This window comes from Nocardia violaceofusca NBRC 14427 (assembly GCF_963869435.1).
In the GTDB taxonomy this organism is placed as follows: Bacteria; Actinomycetota; Actinomycetes; order Mycobacteriales; family Mycobacteriaceae; genus Nocardia; species Nocardia aobensis.
The window spans coordinates 53,887-69,081 of record NZ_CAWMPM010000002.1 but is presented as its reverse complement, the minus strand read 5'-3'; the positions used below and the strand labels follow the sequence as shown (position 1 = coordinate 69,081).

The following is a 15,195-nucleotide window of genomic DNA, read 5'->3' as shown; positions in this document are numbered from 1 at the left end:
AAGGAGCGACGAGATGGCGACAGTGGTGTGCGGGGCGAGTATGTCGCTCGACGGATATATCGCCGGGCCGGAGGAATCCGGATTCGAGCATCTGTTCGCGTGGTACGAGGCCGGTGACCGCGTCTACCCGAGCACCCATCCGGAGTTGCGGTTCTCGATGACCGAGGTCGACCACGACCATGTCGCGGCCTATCTCGACGCGGTCGGTGTGTTCGTGGTCGGGCGCCGGCTGTTCGACCTCACCGACGGCTGGGGTGGGACCCACCCGTTCGACCGGCCGATAGTCGTTGTCACCCACCGCATTCCGCAGCAGTGGATCGACTCGCATCCCGGGGCGCCGTTCACCTTCGTCAGCGACGGAATCGAGGCCGCGATCGAGCGCGCGGCCGTGATCGCCGGCAGCCGGGCGGTGGGCGTCAACGGTGGCACGATGGCCCGCCAGGCGCTCGAGGCCGGACTGCTCGACGAGATCTGGATCGATCTGGTGCCGGTGCTGCTCGGCGGCGGCACACCGATGTTCGATCATCTCGGCGCCGCACCGCACCTGCTGGAGGATCCGGTTGTCGTGGCGGGCAGCCGGGTCACTCACCTGCGTTACCGGGTGCGCCGCTGAGTTCCGGGGTGCGGCGACGCGTCGGGCTCCTCCTGCGGTGCCGTGCCGGGACGGCCCAGATCGGCCGTGGGCGGCTCACCCAGGCGCGCGGCCATCCCGTCCAGGACGCAGACCAGCCCGAAGTCGAACGCCAGCGCCCGCGCCACTTCCGGATCCTGCGGTAGCGCGTCGCGGTAGTCGGCGCGCAGTTGCGGATAGTCCGCGGCCAGCTGGTCCATCGAGGCGAGCACCGATTGGTGGTCGACCTCGCCGCCGACGGCCTTGCGGTAGGTCAGTTCCGGAATCACCTGTCCCAGAATGAAACTCATCACCAGGGCGGTGGCCAGGTAGACGTCGGTGCCGGCGAATCCGGCCCGCAGGCAGGTGCGGCGCAACCGGTCGGTGAGCGCGAAGGCGTTGGGGCCGACGCTGGGCAGCTGTCCCAGCAGGCTCGCCGCCCACGGATGCGACCGGATGGTGCCGCGCAGACTGTAGGCGAAGGTGGTGAACACCTCCCGCCAGTTCGCGTGGTCGGGATCGGGTGTCTCGACCAGTCCCCACACCTCGTCGAGCGCCAATTCCAGGAGCTCGTCCTTGTTGGCCACGTACCAGTAGAGGCTGGTCGCGCCGGCGTTGAGGCGCGCGCCGAGTTTGCGCATGCTCAGTGCGTCGAGGCCGTCGGCGTCGAGCAATTCCACAGTGGCCGCGACGATCTGATCGCGGGTCAGCCCCGACCTCTTGGGCGGGCGGGCCTGCCGCGTCCACACCGAGCTGAACGGTTTGGTCACGGCACCACTGTAATTGCCTCGCACACTGTTCGAGTTTATCGTACGCTGCTCGAGTGGAATCGAACACTGTACGAGAATCTGCCGAGACGCCCTCGCGCGATCCCCGCCGCTGGTGGATCCTGGGTGTGCTCTGCCTGTCCCTGCTGGTGCTGATGATCGACGGCACCGTCCTCAACCTGGCCATCCCGTCACTGATCCGGGAACTGGGCGCGAGCCCGTCCGACATCCAGTGGATCCTCGACGCCTACGTCCTGGTCTTCGCCGGACTCCTGCTGACCGCCGGCAGCCTGTCCGACCGGTTCGGCCGCCGCCGCATGCTCATCACCGGACTCGCGGTGTTCGGCGCGGCGTCGCTGCTGGCGGTCCTGGCCAGCGAACCGTGGCAGGTGATCGCCGCCCGCGCCGCGATGGGTGTGGGCGGGTCGCTGCTCATGCCCTCGACCCTGTCGATCCTGATGACGACCTTCGAGGAGGACGAACGCCGCAAGGCGATGGCCGGCTGGTCGACGGTGTCGATGGTCGGCATCGTGCTCGGCCCCACCCTGGGCGGCTTTCTGCTGCAGCACTTCTGGTGGGGGTCGGTGTTCCTGCTCAACATCCCCGTCGCGATCGTCGCCATCATCGCCGCGGTGGTGCTGATGCCCGAAACCTACGGACAGCAACGCCCGGTCGACCTGGTCGGCGTGCTGCTGTCGATCGCGGCGCTCACCGCAACCGTCTACGTGATCATCGAACGCGAATGGAACATCCCCGTCATCGCGCTCGCGGTGGTGGCCGCGGCCGGATTCACCTACTGGGAGTACCGCTCGCCGCATCCGATGCTGCCGCTGGCGGTGTTCCGCAATCGCGACTTCACCGGCACCTGCCTGACGCTGCTGCTGATGGTGTTCGGCATGGGCGCGGTGATGCTGATGCTCACCCAGTACCTGCAGTTCGTCCTCGGATACGGCCCGATGAAAGCCGGGCTGGCGCTGCTGCCCTACGCCGTGGCCGCGACGGTGTGCAACGGCCTGGGCGCCACCCTCGGCAAGAAGCTGAGCAACAAGACCCTCATCGTCGCGGGCTTGGCGGTGATGGCCGGGGCGTTCGTCATCCTCGCCAACGCCGACAGCTACGCGTGGGTGCTCACCTCGATGCTGGTGATGGGTGTCGGGGGCGGTTTGGCCGGTCCCGCGGCCTATGCCGCGATCATGAGCGCGATCCCGCTCGAGCACGCCGGTGTGGGCTCGGCGATGAACGACACCATCCAGCAGGTGGGTATGGCGGTCAGCATCGCGGTGCTGGGCAGTGTGCTTGCGGGCGTGTTCACCTCGCACATGCCGGCCGACGTCCCGGCGGCGGCGCGGGAGAACATCGGCAACGCGTTCGCTCTCGGCTTCGGCGAACCGGCGAAGTCGGCGTTCACCACGGCCATGTCATACGGGGCGTGGATCAGCGCCGGTTTCAGTCTCGCGGCCGCGCTGCTGGGGCTGGTGCTGCTGCGCCACCGCGCCGCACAGCCGGCGCCGCAACCCGAACCGGCACAGGCCGGCTGAACCGGTTCACGCCACGGCACGCGGATCGGTCCCCGCAGCACGCGCGGGGACCGATACCGTTGGACGCGAGGCGTTGTCGGGTAGCCACCGGGAGAACCGTTCGACTACCGTCAGCGCGCCCATCCCGGCATATCCGGCCAGCACACTTTCGGCCAGCGTCATATCGTCCTCGGGCAACCCGTAGACCGAGACGAACAGGCCGCGCCGCGACCCCTGCGCGAGTGCCCTGCGGCCCGCGCCCGGCAGCACCGTCTCCTCGACCAACGCCGGACATCCCGAATGCAACACGAGCGCGGCCTGCACCCCGAGCGACAGATCGCGAATTCGCGGGCGATGCCCTGCCGCCACCGCGCCGATCAGCGAGCCCGGTAGCAACTCCGCCCCGTCCAGATACCCCGGCTCGACCGCGCGCCAGCGCTGCACGGGCGGGAAATGATCACAGTCCGGGCGACCCGACCAGCGGCGATACGCCCGCTCCAGCAGCACCTGAGTCGCGTCGCGGCAACCGGATTCGTTCGTGACCACGGCCAGCATCCGCAGTTGCCGGCACCGCAGCCGATCAGGGCGCACCCGTTCGATATCGGCGATACTCATAGCCCACCACCACCGTCGAAGTCGGAGCGCACCGATTCGGTCCGCACGGTCGAGACACGGCCCACGCGTCCGGGCGCCGCAGTGTGGGCCCGCCGCCACGCCGAGACGAACAGGGCGAAACCGCTCGCCACAGCGACGATCACGGCGAGCATCGCCAGCACCAGTGGTGTCGTCGCCGCCGCGTCGGTGCGGCCCGCGCCACTGGCGCGGATCAGCATCGCCGCGAGCAGGGGACCGAGCAGTGCCAGTCCGGCGGCGGTGAGCAGCAGGCCGCCGGTGGTCAACGCTTCCGGGGTCAGTGATGCGCGAACGGTCGTGACGGTTTTCGCACCCACCGACCCGGTTCGCGATCCCAGCAAACTCTTGCGCAACGGCATGACCGCCCCTTTCGTTCACCCGCTCGTCAGTGCATTTGAACTGGGAATTTAAAAGTACAACTCGAATCGCCACGGGTTCATCCAAAGTGATCCAACTGTCACCGGAACGTTGGCAGCAATTCAGCAGCGATCGATGCGGCGCGTCGAACTACGGGCGGTGAAACGCCGCATGCCGCCCGGGCGGCCCCGAAGGACCCGCCCGGACGGCATGCGGTGCGTCCGTGCAGTCGATGCACGATCGCGGTCGTTGGCGGTCAGTGCCCCATCAGCACCGGCGCATCGGCACCTTCCTGGGGCAGTTTCGGTTTGGAGCGCGGCAGGAACGCCGCCGGGATCAGCGTCACCAGAACCAGCACCAGGGCGACGATGTAGGTGTGCGCGTAGGCGGTGGCGGCCTGGTCGAATCCGGCGTCGAGCTGCTCGGGTGGCAGCTTCTGCGCGATGGTCGGATCGAACTGCGATCCGATCGCCGCCTGTGCCAGCGGACGGTTCTCCAGCATGTTGGTCAGCAGCACCGACATGATCGCGGTGCCGATCGAACCGGCCGCCTGGTTGACGATGTTCATCAAGGTCGAACCGCGCGCCACCTGCGCGTGGGTCAGCGTCTGGATCGCGGCGGTCATGGTCGGCATCATCGTGCAGCCCATGCCCAGGCCCATCACGAACAGCGCCACACACATCAACGGCAGCGACGTATCGGCCGACAGCTGGGTGAAGAACACCATGCTGACCGCGATGACGGCCAGACCGCTCATCACCACCTTGCCGGGGCCGATCTTGTCGACCAGCTTGCCGCCGATCGGCATCGTGACCATCGCACCCAAACCCTGTGGCGCGATGAGCAATCCGGTCACCAGCGTCGACTTACCCTGCACCTGCTGCAGATAGCTGGGCAGCAGCAGACCGGAACCGAAGAACGCCACCGCGAAGAACACCGCGGTCAGCACCGCGAAGGTCAGCTGGCGATTGCGGAACAGATGCAGATCGATCAGCGGATGTTCGGTGCGCAGCGCGTGGAAGACGAAACCCACCATCAGCGCCAGGCCGATCGCGGCCGGCACCAGCACCCGCGCCGAGGCCACCGTGTGCTGTTCGGGAATCGAGGACACACCGAACAGGAACAGCGCCAATCCAGGTGAGGCGAGCAGCATCCCGAGGAAGTCGAACGATTCCGAGGGTTCGGGCCGGTCGGAGGGCAGCACCACGACCGCCAGGATCAACGCGATCACCCCGACGGGCAGGTTGATCAGGAAGATCCAGTGCCAGCTGAAACTGCCGATCAGCCAGCCACCGAGAATCGGCCCGAGGATCGGGCCCAGCAGCATCGGCACACCCAGGACCGCCATCACCCGGCCGATCCGCTGCGGTCCGGCCGCGTGGGTCATGATCGTCATACCTAGCGGCATCAGCATGCCGCCGCCGAGGCCCTGCACGACGCGGAACGCGATGAGCGACTCGATGTTCCAGGCCGTGGAGCACAGCACCGAGCCGAGGATGAAGAACGTCAGGGCCAGGATGTAGAGACGTTTGGTGCCGAATCGGTCGGCGGCCCAGCCGGTCAGCGGGATCACGCTGGCCAGGGCCAGGGTGTAGCCGGTCATCGTCCAGGCCGCGATGGCGTAGCTGGTGTCGAATTCGTGCTGGAACGTCGGCAGTGCGACGGTTACGACGGTCACGTCCAGGATCGACATGATCGCGCCGAGCACGACCACACCGGCCACCTTGAACACGGCGGCATCGAGTGAGTCGGACGCGGGATCCGACGTCGCCGCAGGAATATCCGGAGGAGAGGTCACCGCTTCAGCCTGCCAGGTGACCGATCACTTGACCAGACCCGGTTCCCAGGGGAGGTCATATCGAAACCTCCCACTTTTCGCGCCCGATTCGTCCGTTCCTGCCGTTATCTTGCCGCCCCGCGCACACCCTGCGCGCCCGCACTACATTGGTTCCCATCCCGTTCATTCGTTGTCCGGCAAGGAGTTCCCCGCGATAGAAGACCCGGTACTCGGTTCGACCGGTAGGCTCACATCGCCGATCCGGGGCGCAGGCATGCTCGGGGAGGTCCTGGTCGCGATCAGAGGGGGCACCGAGCTGTACATCGCGCGATCCACCGAAGCCTTGGACGCCGGCACCACCGTACTCGTGGTCGCGGTGCATCCCGGCCGGATCGTCGATGTCGTCGAGTGGATCCCGCTGGACTTCGCACCGGGTGGGCAGACAACGAAATAACAAGGGAGACACCAGTGCTGGGCTATCACGTGCCCGATCCCGACGAGGCCATGCTGATCAGCGGCGGCCGCGCCAAGGACAACGCCCCCTTCCGCGTCATCACCGGCCACGGCGCCTGGGTGATGCCGTTCTTCCGCAAGGTCAGCTACCTGTCGCTCGCGATGTTCGAATCCGAGATCCAGGAACGCTGCGTCACCCGTCAGGCCATCCAGCTCGACGTGCGCGCGGTCATCGCCTTCAAAGTCGCCAACGACACCCAGTCGGTGGTCAACGCCGCCCAGCGATTCCTGTCCGAACAGGAACGCGAGATGTCGGTGCTGACCGGGCGCATCTTCTCCGGCCACCTACGCTCCATCGTCGGTTCCATGACCGTCGAGGAGATCATCCGCGAACGCCAGAAACTCGCCGACGAGGTCCTGGTCGCCTCCAAGGTGGAGATGAGCAACATCGGCCTGTGGGTCGACTCGTTCCAGATCCAGTCCATCGACGACGGCGGACTCGGCTACATCGCCGCCCTCGCCGCACCACACAACGCCGCCGTGCAGCGCGACGCTCAGATCGCCCAGGCCGCCGCCGCCCAGCTCGCCGCCGAAGCCGAACAGGAATCGCTGCGCAAACAGGCCGAATATCAACGCCAGACCGCGATTCTGCAGGCCGAATACCAGCGCGACATCGACAAGGCCAAAGCCGAGGCCGGTCAAGCCGGCCCCCTCGCCGAAGCCATCGCCCTGCAGGAAGTGCTCACCGCACAGGCCGAACGCGCTCGTAAGGAAGCACAACTGCGCGAACAGCAATTGCAGGCCGAGGTCGTCAAACCCGCCCAGGCCGAAGCCGAACGCGTACGCGTGCTCGCCCAGGCCGAGGCCGACCGCACCCGCATCCAGGCCGAGGCAGCGGCCTCCAACAACCGAATCGCGTTGGACCAGTTGCTGATCGAACAACTGCCCGAAATCGTCAAACAGGCAGCGCTCGGGCTGTCCAACGCCAATCTGACCGTCCTCAACGGCCCCGACGGCGTCGGCGAATTGGTCAACGGAATGGTCGGGCAGGGATTGACGGTTTTCAACTCCCTGCAAAAGGCTCTTTCCACCGACAACCACTCCGGGGCACCGATAGAGTGACCGCACACGGACGGCAATGAGGAGCAGGTGTAGGTGTCGATCGGGAAATTGGTGTCCTTCGACAGTTCTCGGGGGTTCGGATTCATCCGCCCCGAAGACGGGGGGCCGGACGTATTCGTTCATGTGAACGACATCGGATTGGACGAGGACGAACTGCGGCAGGGGCGAGTATTCGAATTCGAGGTCACCGAGGGTGATCGAGGACCCAAGGCGGTCAACCTGACCGCGGTCGGCGGCGCACCCGCGCCACCACGGCATCGCGGCCGCGGCTCCGGCCAGCTCACCGCCGCCGAACACAAACGGCTGATCACCGAACTGTTGCTCGACGCCAGCCCCGCCCTCACCGCAGGCGAGATCATCACCATCCGCGACCGGCTCGCCGAATTCGCCGACCAGCACGGCTGGCTGGAGAACTGACCGGCACGGGCGAATGTCCCGCGACCGCCGGCGGCGGCTCTCGGCCTACGATCATGACGACGGTGCGGGCGATGAATTTCTCCCGCCCGCACCGTCGGCATGGGTGAGACCGACCCGAGGAGGATCGCGTGGACCTGCCCGTCATGCCGCCGGTGAAACCGATGCTGGCCAAATCCGCCGGCGCCCTGCCCCGTGAGGACACGTTCCTCTACGAGCCCAAATGGGACGGCTTCCGATGCATCGTCTTTCGCGACGGCACCGATATCGAACTCGGTTCCCGCAACGACCGGCCACTCACCCGCTATTTTCCGGAAGTGGCGCGACTGCTCGACGCGGCGCTGCCCCCGCGGTGCGTTCTCGACGGTGAAATCGTCGTCGTCACCGAACACGGCCTCGATTTCGATGTCCTGCAGAATCGCCTGCACCCCGCGGCCTCCCGCGTGAACAAACTCAGCGTCGAAACACCCGCCAGTTTCGTCGCATTCGATCTGCTCGCCCTCGGCGACGACGACCTGACCACCAGGCCCTTCCACGAGCGCCGGCACCTGCTGGAATCGATCCTCGACACCCCGCACGAGGGCATCCACCTCACGCCCATCACCTCCGACCCCGACACCGCCCAAGACTGGTTCACCCGATTCGAGGGCGCCGGCTTCGACGGCGTGATGGTCAAATCCCGCGACCTGCCCTACATGCAGGACAAACGCGTCATGGTCAAGGTCAAACACGAACGCACCGCCGACTGCGTCGTCGCCGGGTTCCGCTGGCACAAGGACGGCGAGGGGGTCGGCTCCCTGCTGCTGGGCCTCTACGACGAGGACGGCAACCTGCACCACGTCGGCGTCGCCAGCAGCTTCACCGCCGCCCGCCGCCGACAACTGGTCGACGAACTGGCGCCACTGCGCGACGGCGCACTCGACAACCACCCCTGGCGCACCTGGGCCGACGCCGCCGCCCAAGCCAAGGCCGAGGGCAAGATGCCCGGCGGCATCAGCCGCTGGACCGGCGGCAAGGACCTGTCCTGGGAACCCCTGCGGCCCGAACTGGTCGCCGAGGTTCGCTACGAGCACCTCATGGCCGGGCGATTACGCCACGGCGGGCGCCTGGTCCGCTTCCGCGACGACCGCACCCCGCAATCGTGCACCTACGCCCAACTCGAAGAGGTCGCGCCCGCCGAACTCGCCGACATCTTCACCGCCGCGAAAGCGCAGGCCCAGCCATGAGCGAAGCCATCGACATCGACACCGACGGCGTGACCGTCCGCATCAGCAACCCCGACAAGATCTACTTCAGCAAACGCGGCGAAACCAAACTCGACCTCGTCCGCTACTACCAGGCCGTTTCCCAACCACTGCTGCGCACCATCGGCAACCGCCCCGTACTGCTCGAACGCTATCCCGACGGCGCCGGCGGCAAATCCTGGTTCCAGAAACGCGTCCCGAAATCGGTCCCCGACTGGCTGCAGACCGTGCAAGTCTCCACACCCAACGGCACCGCCAGCGACGCCCTGGTCGCCGCCGACCTCGCCCACATCCTCTGGGCGGTCAACCTCGGCTGCCTCGGCTTCCACGTCTGGCCCAATCACGTTCCCGCAGGCGGAGTCCCGGCCCGCACCGAAGGCGAGATCGGCGACCTCGACATCAGCGACGAACTGCGCATCGACCTCGACCCCTCCCCCGGCATCGGCTTCGACGACCTGCGCCACGTCGCCGTCCTCACCCGCGAACTGCTCGCCGAACTCGGCATCGACGCCCGCGTCAAAACCTCCGGATCCCGCGGCCTGCACATCTACGCCGTCCTCGAACCCGTCTGGGACGGCTACCAGGTCCGCGCCGCCGCGGTCGCCATGGCCCGCGAACTCGAACGCCGCCACCCCGACCTGATCACCGCCAACTGGTGGAAAGAGGAACGCGGACAACGCGTCTTCATCGACTACAACCAGAACGCACCACACAAGACCGTCTTCGGCGCCTGGTGCGTGCGACCCAAGGTCGGCGCCCAGGTCTCCACCCCCATCGCCTGGGACGCACTCGATGCGATCGTCCCCGACGAACTCACCATCGCCACAGTCCCCGAACGACTCGCCACATCCGGCGACCCCTGGGCCGACCGCACCCCGCAATCGATCCAGCCGCTGCTCGAAATGTCGCGCCGCGACTTCGATTCCGGCCTGCTCGACGCACCCTGGCCACCGAACTACCCGAAAATGCCCAACGAGCCACCGCGCGTCCAGCCCAGCCGCGCCCGCACCGCCGGCTGAGGACTCACACCCGCGCGGGCACCGTCAGCGGGCCTGCTCGATCCGTGGGAAGGTGGTCTCGACCAACGCCATCAGCACATCCGCGAGCAGATGGTGCACCTGCTCACGATTCAAACTGCGGCGCGTAATCCATTCGCGCCCAGCGGTTTTCACCAAACCGCTGTAGGCGCGGACCAGGGCGCGCAACTCGTCGTCGCGCGCCGACCCGGCCAGGCCCACCATCTGCAACAACCGGTCGGCCGCCGCGTCATCGGCCTCGTCCAGGATGCGCTGCACCTCCGGATCGTCCCCGATCCCCTCGTGCCCGGTCACCTTCACCCAGGTACTGCCCAACCCACTGATCGTGTCCAGCAGCCACGACACACTCGCATCCACCCGCTCGCGCGGCGTACCGGTGGGCATCACCATGTAATCGGCGCGCGGCAACGTCACCATCCGCCGCACCACCGCCAGATACAGATCGCGCTTGTTGCCGAAATAGTGATTGATCAGCCCGCGCGCCACCCCGGCGCGCTGCGCGAGTTCGGCGGTCGACACCGCCGCATAGGGGCGTTCGCCGAACATTTCGATGGCGCAGGCCAGAATCTGGGCGCGCCGTTCGTCCGGCTCCAGCCGGCGCCGCCGCGCCGAATCGGCATCGGCCGGCACCGGCTGGGTCGTGGTGTCAGAGTGAGCGGGCAATGAGATCCTTCATCACCTCGTTGGAACCGGCGAGGATACGCAGCACGCGCGCACCGGTGTACAGCTGGGAAATGGGGTACTCCGTCATGTATCCATAACCACCGAACAGTTGCAGACAGCGGTCCACCACAATACCCAACTGGTCGGTAAGCCAGTACTTCGACATCGCAGCGGTGGGAATGTCCAGCTCACCACGCAGATGCTTGCCGATCGCATCGTCGAGGAACGTCCGGCTCACCCGCGCGATCGTCGCACACTCGGCCAGCTCGAACTTCGTGTTCTGCATCGCGAACAGCGGCTTGCCGAAAGCCTCACGACCCTTGGTGTATTCGACGGTCAACTCCACCGCCCGCTCCATCATCGACACCGCCATGATCGCGGTCACCAGCCGCTCCTGCGCCAGCAGCTGCATCATCTGATAGAAGCCCTGCCCCTCGGCCTCACCCAGCAGATTCGACGCCGGCACCCGCAAACCGTCGAAGAACAACTCCGCGGTGTCCTGCGCCTTTCCGCCGATCTTGTTGAGGATCCGGCCGCGCCGGAAACCGGGCGTCTCGTCGCTCACCTCGGCGAAGATCAGCGACACACCCGCCGCACCCTTCGTCGGATCGGTCTTGGCCGCGATGATGATGCCGTCGCACAACCAGCCGTTGGAGATGAAGATCTTCGACCCGGTGATCACGTACTCGTCACCCTCGCGCACCGCGCGGGTCTTGATGTTCTGCAGATCCGACCCCGTCCCCGGCTCGGTCATGCCGATGGACAGCACCATCTCACCACTGGCCGCCTTCGGCAGCACCCGCCGCTTGAGGTCCTCGGTCCCGAAATGATGGATGTAGGGCGCGATGATCGACGAATGCACCGGCATACCCAGTGAGCCGTCGCCGGCATAGGACTGCGCCTCGATCAACGCCGCCTCGTGCGCGAAAGTGCCACCGCCGCCGCCGTATTCGGATGGAATGGCGGCGCACAGCAGACCAAGCTCACCCGCCCGGTTGTACAGTTCGCGGTCCGGATGCCCCTGCGCGACGAACTTCTCCTCGTTCGGCAGGACTTCCTTCTCGAAGAAGGTCTTCGCCAGATCCCGGACGGCCTCGACCTCATCGTCGCTCCACGCGGCGCGCGCCATCGTTACTTCCTTCGTCTCGTACCCAGGACCGGACCGCACCGGCCCTGGGCACCAGCCTGGCGCACTATTGGCGGCATGTCAACAACGCCGTCAGTGTGCCTCCCGCGCGGTATTCACCTCCGCCAGCGTGCTGAAAATCGGAACCTCCGGATCCGCCACGATCCGCTGCCGCCGCAAAAACCCATCGATCAGCGACCACACCAACTCGGTGAGTTCCGCGACGAAATCCGCGCTGGTCCGCCGCGGCGCCGCCGAACCCTCCAGCCACAGATCCGTCGTCGCCACGACCACACCGACGACCGCCCGCGCCAGATAGTCCAACCCGGCCGTCTCGATCGGCACCGCCTCCGCGATCGACCGCGCGAGCTTCGCGAACCGCCGCGCCGCATCGCGGCCCAGATCGAACTGCAACACCGCCCCCACCGCCTCACCACCCGACCGGCTCGCCTGCGCCGTCTGCACCACCGGCGCCTGCATCAGGAAGCGAAAGACATTGGGATGGGCGAGAATTCCGGCGGCATACGCGGTGAACACCCGCCGCAGCGCGGGCCGCGGCGGCTGCAACAGCAACGTCATGTCCTGCCCCGCCGCGGCGAACGCATCGCGCGACATCCGATCGGCGATCTCGGTGTACAGCTCCGCCTTGTCCGCGAACTGCCGATACAGCCGCGGCTTCGTCATCCCCGCCGCCCGGGCGATGTCGTCCATACTCGGCTGCGGGCCGTCCCGATCGATCACGCGGATCGCCGCATCGACGATCTCCGCCCGCGTGACCGTAGGCGCGGCAGCTCGCCGGCCGACCCGAGACACCATGGGCACCTCCCCAGCCGAGCGAACAGTCCCGACCAGGTTAGCGTACCGCCGGTACGAAATCGACGAGCCCGCGTCCGCCAGCGAAAGTCTTGTCACTTAGGGAGATTTCCCACCGAGGCGCGCTCACGAAAGCCGATCGCGTACTGTCGGTACCGTTGACCGTACCGGCAGTACGAGCGGCTCCGTCCCGCGCTCACGAGGTAGACCGATGAACCCAGCCCGCACCCCCGCCCGCCACCGCACCGTCACCGCCCCCGGCGGCGACCTCGCCGTCTACGAATACGGCCATCCGGAGGCCGACACGATCGTCCTCATTCCCGGCATCACCGACACCCACCGCATCTGGAACCGCGTCGCCGCCGGACTCGCCGACAGCTTCCACGTGGTCACCTACGACGTCCGCGGACACGGCCGCTCCAGCGCACCCACCCGCACCCACCGCTACCGCCTGCCCCACCTCGCCGACGACCTGTTCGCCGTCCTCGACGCCGTCAGCCCCCGCACACCCGTCCACCTCGCCGGCCACGGCTGGGGCGCGATCCAGCTCTGGTACGCCCTCGGCGACCCGCGCGCCAACACCCGCATCGCCTCCGCCACCGCCCTGTCGGCACCCCACCTCGACCATCTGGCCCTCGCGCTGCGTGACCTCCGCTGCCCCCGCAGCCCCTGGTGGCGGCTGCCGCGCCTGAGCTGGCTGGTCCTCGGCCGCCGCCTCCTGCACTGGCCCCGCCTGCGCGCCCGCGTCCTCCCCCAGGCCGGCACCTGGCCCACCGACCTGCTCGCCGGCGCCCGGATCGTCTCCGCCAACCTCGTCCACCACCTGCGCCACCCGCGCCCGCAACACACCGCCGTACCGGTCCAGCTCATCCTCGACCGCGCCGACACCGCCGCCCTGCCCAGCCTGCGGACCCACATCCGCCGCGACGTCGACCGCCTCTGGCTGCGCGAACTGCCGGCCGACCCCTGGCTGCCGCTGACCGAGCCGCTGCTGGTCGTGGAAGCCATCGCCAACTTCATCGACGACCAGCACACCGACCACCGGCCCATCCACTACACCCCGCGCTGAGGAGCCCCGGCAGCTTCCACTAGCCGCGATGCGACAATAGGCGGCGGCACACACACCCCGCAGACGAAGGATCATCCGGCAGCACGATGGCTGAGCACACCACGACGACCGCGCCCACCACGTCCCTGCCGGACACCATCGATGCCGAGGAACTGGCGATCTGCCTGCGCGTCCTCGACCAGGCCGCACAGCTCGACGACAAGCACCCCGACTCCGTCGCGGTGCAGCGGGCGGTCGGGCACATGTTCAAGAAACTGAAGCGCCGCCGCCGCGATCAGGCCCGCGCCGCCGTCGCCGAAGCCGACCGGGCGGTGGTCGCCGCGACCGCCACCGGCTCCCCCCACCGCATCGACGACGAGACGGCCGGTATCCCGCTGTCCACCTCCGTCGACGGCGACGCCGCGGGCACCCTGCTGCGCGCACGGCCCTGCTACATCTGCAAACAGCGCTACACCCGCGTCGACCGCTTCTACCACCAGCTGTGCCCCGACTGCGCCGCCCGCAATCACGCCAAACGCGACGCCCGCACCGATCTGTCCGGCCGCCGCGCGCTGCTCACCGGCGGCCGCGCCAAGATCGGCATGTACATCGCCCTGCGGCTGCTGCGCGACGGCGCCCACACCACCGTCACCACCCGCTTCCCCAACGACGCGATCCGCCGCTTCACCGCGCAGCCCGACAGTGCCGAATGGCTGCACCGGTTGCGCATCGTCGGCATCGACCTGCGCGATCCGGCCCAGGTCGTCGCCCTTGCCGACGACGTCGCCGCCCAGGGGCCACTGGACATCATCATCAACAACGCGGCCCAGACCGTCCGGCGCTCGGCCGGCGCCTACGCCGCGCTCGTCGAGGCCGAATCCGCGCCGCTCCCCGCCGGTGAGCTGCCCGACACCATCACCTTCGGCCACACCACCCAGGCCCACCCGAACGCACTGACCGCCTCCCTGCACTCCGCGCCGGTACCGACCACCCTGTCCGCCGCCGAGGTCACCGATCTCGCCCTGGTCGCGGGATCCGCCACCCCCGAACGCATCGCGCGCGGCGTCGCGATCGATGCCGGTGGGCTGGTACCCGATCTCGCCCACACCAACAGCTGGGTACAGACCGTCGCCGAGGTCGACGCCACCGAACTGCTCGAAGTGCAGCTCTGCAACTCGACCGCGCCGTTTCTGCTTATCTCCCGGCTGCGGCCCGCGCTCGCCGCATCACCGGCCCGCCGCAAATACGTCGTCAACGTCTCCGCCATGGAAGGTGTCTTCAGCCGCGGGTACAAGGGTCCCGGCCACCCGCACACCAATATGGCCAAGGCCGCGCTCAACATGCTCACCCGCACCAGCGCCGGCGAGATGTTCGAGACCGACCGCATCCTCATGACCGCCGTCGACACCGGCTGGATCACCGACGAGCGCCCGCACTACACCAAGGTCCGCCTCGCCGAGGAGGGCTTCCACGCTCCCCTCGACCTCGTCGACGGCGCCGCCCGCGTCTACGACCCGATCGTGCGCGGTGAAGACGGCGTCGACCTGTTCGGCTGCTTCCTCAAAGACTACGAGCCGTCCAACTGGTGACGGGCCAGCCGCGTCGCGGCTTTTT

General features: G+C 67.7%; 16 protein-coding genes. 9 read left to right on the top strand and 7 right to left on the bottom strand.

What is annotated here, in order from left to right:
• The first annotated feature begins 13 nt into the window (after positions 1-13).
• Positions 14-613, top strand: coding sequence for a dihydrofolate reductase family protein (locus tag AC5592_RS02355; RefSeq protein WP_063063229.1), 600 nt, complete (start codon positions 14-16; stop codon positions 611-613).
• On the opposite strand, the gene AC5592_RS02350 is transcribed toward AC5592_RS02355, so the two are convergent.
• Positions 595-1,380 carry a TetR/AcrR family transcriptional regulator gene (locus AC5592_RS02350; RefSeq protein ID WP_083870755.1) on the bottom strand — a complete coding sequence of 262 codons (786 nt, stop codon included), beginning with the start codon at positions 1,378-1,380 and terminating at the stop codon, positions 595-597. The two genes, AC5592_RS02355 and AC5592_RS02350, sit on opposite strands and share 19 nt — an antisense overlap.
• Positions 1,381-1,433: 53 nt before the next feature.
• Here AC5592_RS02350 and AC5592_RS02345 point away from each other — a divergent pair, with 53 nt between their 5' ends.
• Positions 1,434-2,915: an MFS transporter gene (locus tag AC5592_RS02345; protein ID WP_036501119.1), complete on the top strand. Its 1,482-nt coding sequence runs from the start codon at positions 1,434-1,436 to the stop codon at positions 2,913-2,915.
• Between the two features lie 6 nt (positions 2,916-2,921).
• On the opposite strand, the gene AC5592_RS02340 is transcribed toward AC5592_RS02345, so the two are convergent.
• From AC5592_RS02340 to AC5592_RS02330, 3 genes are all read right to left on the bottom strand, one after another.
• Positions 2,922-3,509, bottom strand: coding sequence for a hypothetical protein (locus AC5592_RS02340; protein ID WP_063063228.1), 588 nt, complete (start codon positions 3,507-3,509; stop codon positions 2,922-2,924).
• A complete protein-coding gene (locus AC5592_RS02335; RefSeq protein WP_036501115.1) occupies positions 3,506-3,886 on the bottom strand; it encodes a hypothetical protein in 381 nt (126 codons plus the stop codon). The genes AC5592_RS02340 and AC5592_RS02335 overlap by 4 nt, the downstream gene beginning before the upstream one ends.
• A gap of 254 nt (positions 3,887-4,140) precedes the next feature.
• Positions 4,141-5,682 (bottom strand): DHA2 family efflux MFS transporter permease subunit, encoded by a 1,542-nt coding sequence (locus AC5592_RS02330; protein ID WP_036501113.1) that lies wholly within the window; start codon positions 5,680-5,682, stop codon positions 4,141-4,143.
• Here AC5592_RS02330 and AC5592_RS02325 point away from each other — a divergent pair.
• The 5 genes from AC5592_RS02325 (at position 5,576) to AC5592_RS02305 (ending at position 9,913) form a co-directional block, all read left to right on the top strand.
• Positions 5,576-6,115 carry an NfeD C-terminal domain-containing protein gene (locus tag AC5592_RS02325; RefSeq protein WP_498974556.1) on the top strand — a complete coding sequence of 180 codons (540 nt, stop codon included), beginning with the start codon at positions 5,576-5,578 and terminating at the stop codon, positions 6,113-6,115. The genes AC5592_RS02330 and AC5592_RS02325 overlap by 107 nt on opposite strands.
• A 14-nt stretch (positions 6,116-6,129) precedes the next feature.
• The gene (locus AC5592_RS02320; RefSeq protein ID WP_036501112.1) at positions 6,130-7,236 is read left to right on the top strand and encodes an SPFH domain-containing protein; all 1,107 of its coding nucleotides are present in this window, start codon (positions 6,130-6,132) and stop codon (positions 7,234-7,236) included.
• Between the two features lie 33 nt (positions 7,237-7,269).
• A complete protein-coding gene (locus tag AC5592_RS02315) occupies positions 7,270-7,653 on the top strand; it encodes a cold-shock protein (protein ID WP_036501111.1) in 384 nt (127 codons plus the stop codon).
• A 128-nt stretch (positions 7,654-7,781) separates the two neighbouring features.
• Positions 7,782-8,876: an ATP-dependent DNA ligase gene (locus AC5592_RS02310; protein WP_198163739.1), complete on the top strand. Its 1,095-nt coding sequence runs from the start codon at positions 7,782-7,784 to the stop codon at positions 8,874-8,876.
• Complete coding sequence (locus tag AC5592_RS02305; RefSeq protein ID WP_063063227.1) at positions 8,873-9,913, top strand: DNA polymerase domain-containing protein; 1,041 nt, start codon at positions 8,873-8,875, stop codon at positions 9,911-9,913. Before AC5592_RS02310 ends, AC5592_RS02305 begins: the two co-directional genes overlap by 4 nt.
• A gap of 24 nt (positions 9,914-9,937) precedes the next feature.
• Here the strand turns inward: AC5592_RS02305 and AC5592_RS02300 are convergent, their stop codons facing one another.
• The 3 genes from AC5592_RS02300 to AC5592_RS02290 form a co-directional block, all read right to left on the bottom strand.
• The gene (locus AC5592_RS02300) at positions 9,938-10,594 is read right to left on the bottom strand and encodes a TetR/AcrR family transcriptional regulator (protein WP_051024572.1); all 657 of its coding nucleotides are present in this window, start codon (positions 10,592-10,594) and stop codon (positions 9,938-9,940) included.
• Entirely contained in the window at positions 10,578-11,723 is a 1,146-nt protein-coding gene (locus AC5592_RS02295) for an acyl-CoA dehydrogenase family protein (protein WP_036501108.1), read from the bottom strand. Before AC5592_RS02295 ends, AC5592_RS02300 begins: the two co-directional genes overlap by 17 nt.
• 90 nt (positions 11,724-11,813) lie before the next feature.
• A complete protein-coding gene (locus tag AC5592_RS02290; protein ID WP_063063226.1) occupies positions 11,814-12,536 on the bottom strand; it encodes a TetR/AcrR family transcriptional regulator in 723 nt (240 codons plus the stop codon).
• Between the two features lie 208 nt (positions 12,537-12,744).
• Here AC5592_RS02290 and AC5592_RS02285 point away from each other — a divergent pair, with 208 nt between their 5' ends.
• The gene (locus AC5592_RS02285; RefSeq protein WP_051024571.1) at positions 12,745-13,602 is read left to right on the top strand and encodes an alpha/beta fold hydrolase; all 858 of its coding nucleotides are present in this window, start codon (positions 12,745-12,747) and stop codon (positions 13,600-13,602) included.
• Between the two features lie 86 nt (positions 13,603-13,688).
• Positions 13,689-15,170, top strand: a complete 1,482-nt coding sequence (locus AC5592_RS02280) for an SDR family NAD(P)-dependent oxidoreductase (protein ID WP_051024570.1) — start codon at positions 13,689-13,691, stop codon at positions 15,168-15,170.
• Positions 15,171-15,195 lie beyond the last annotated feature (25 nt).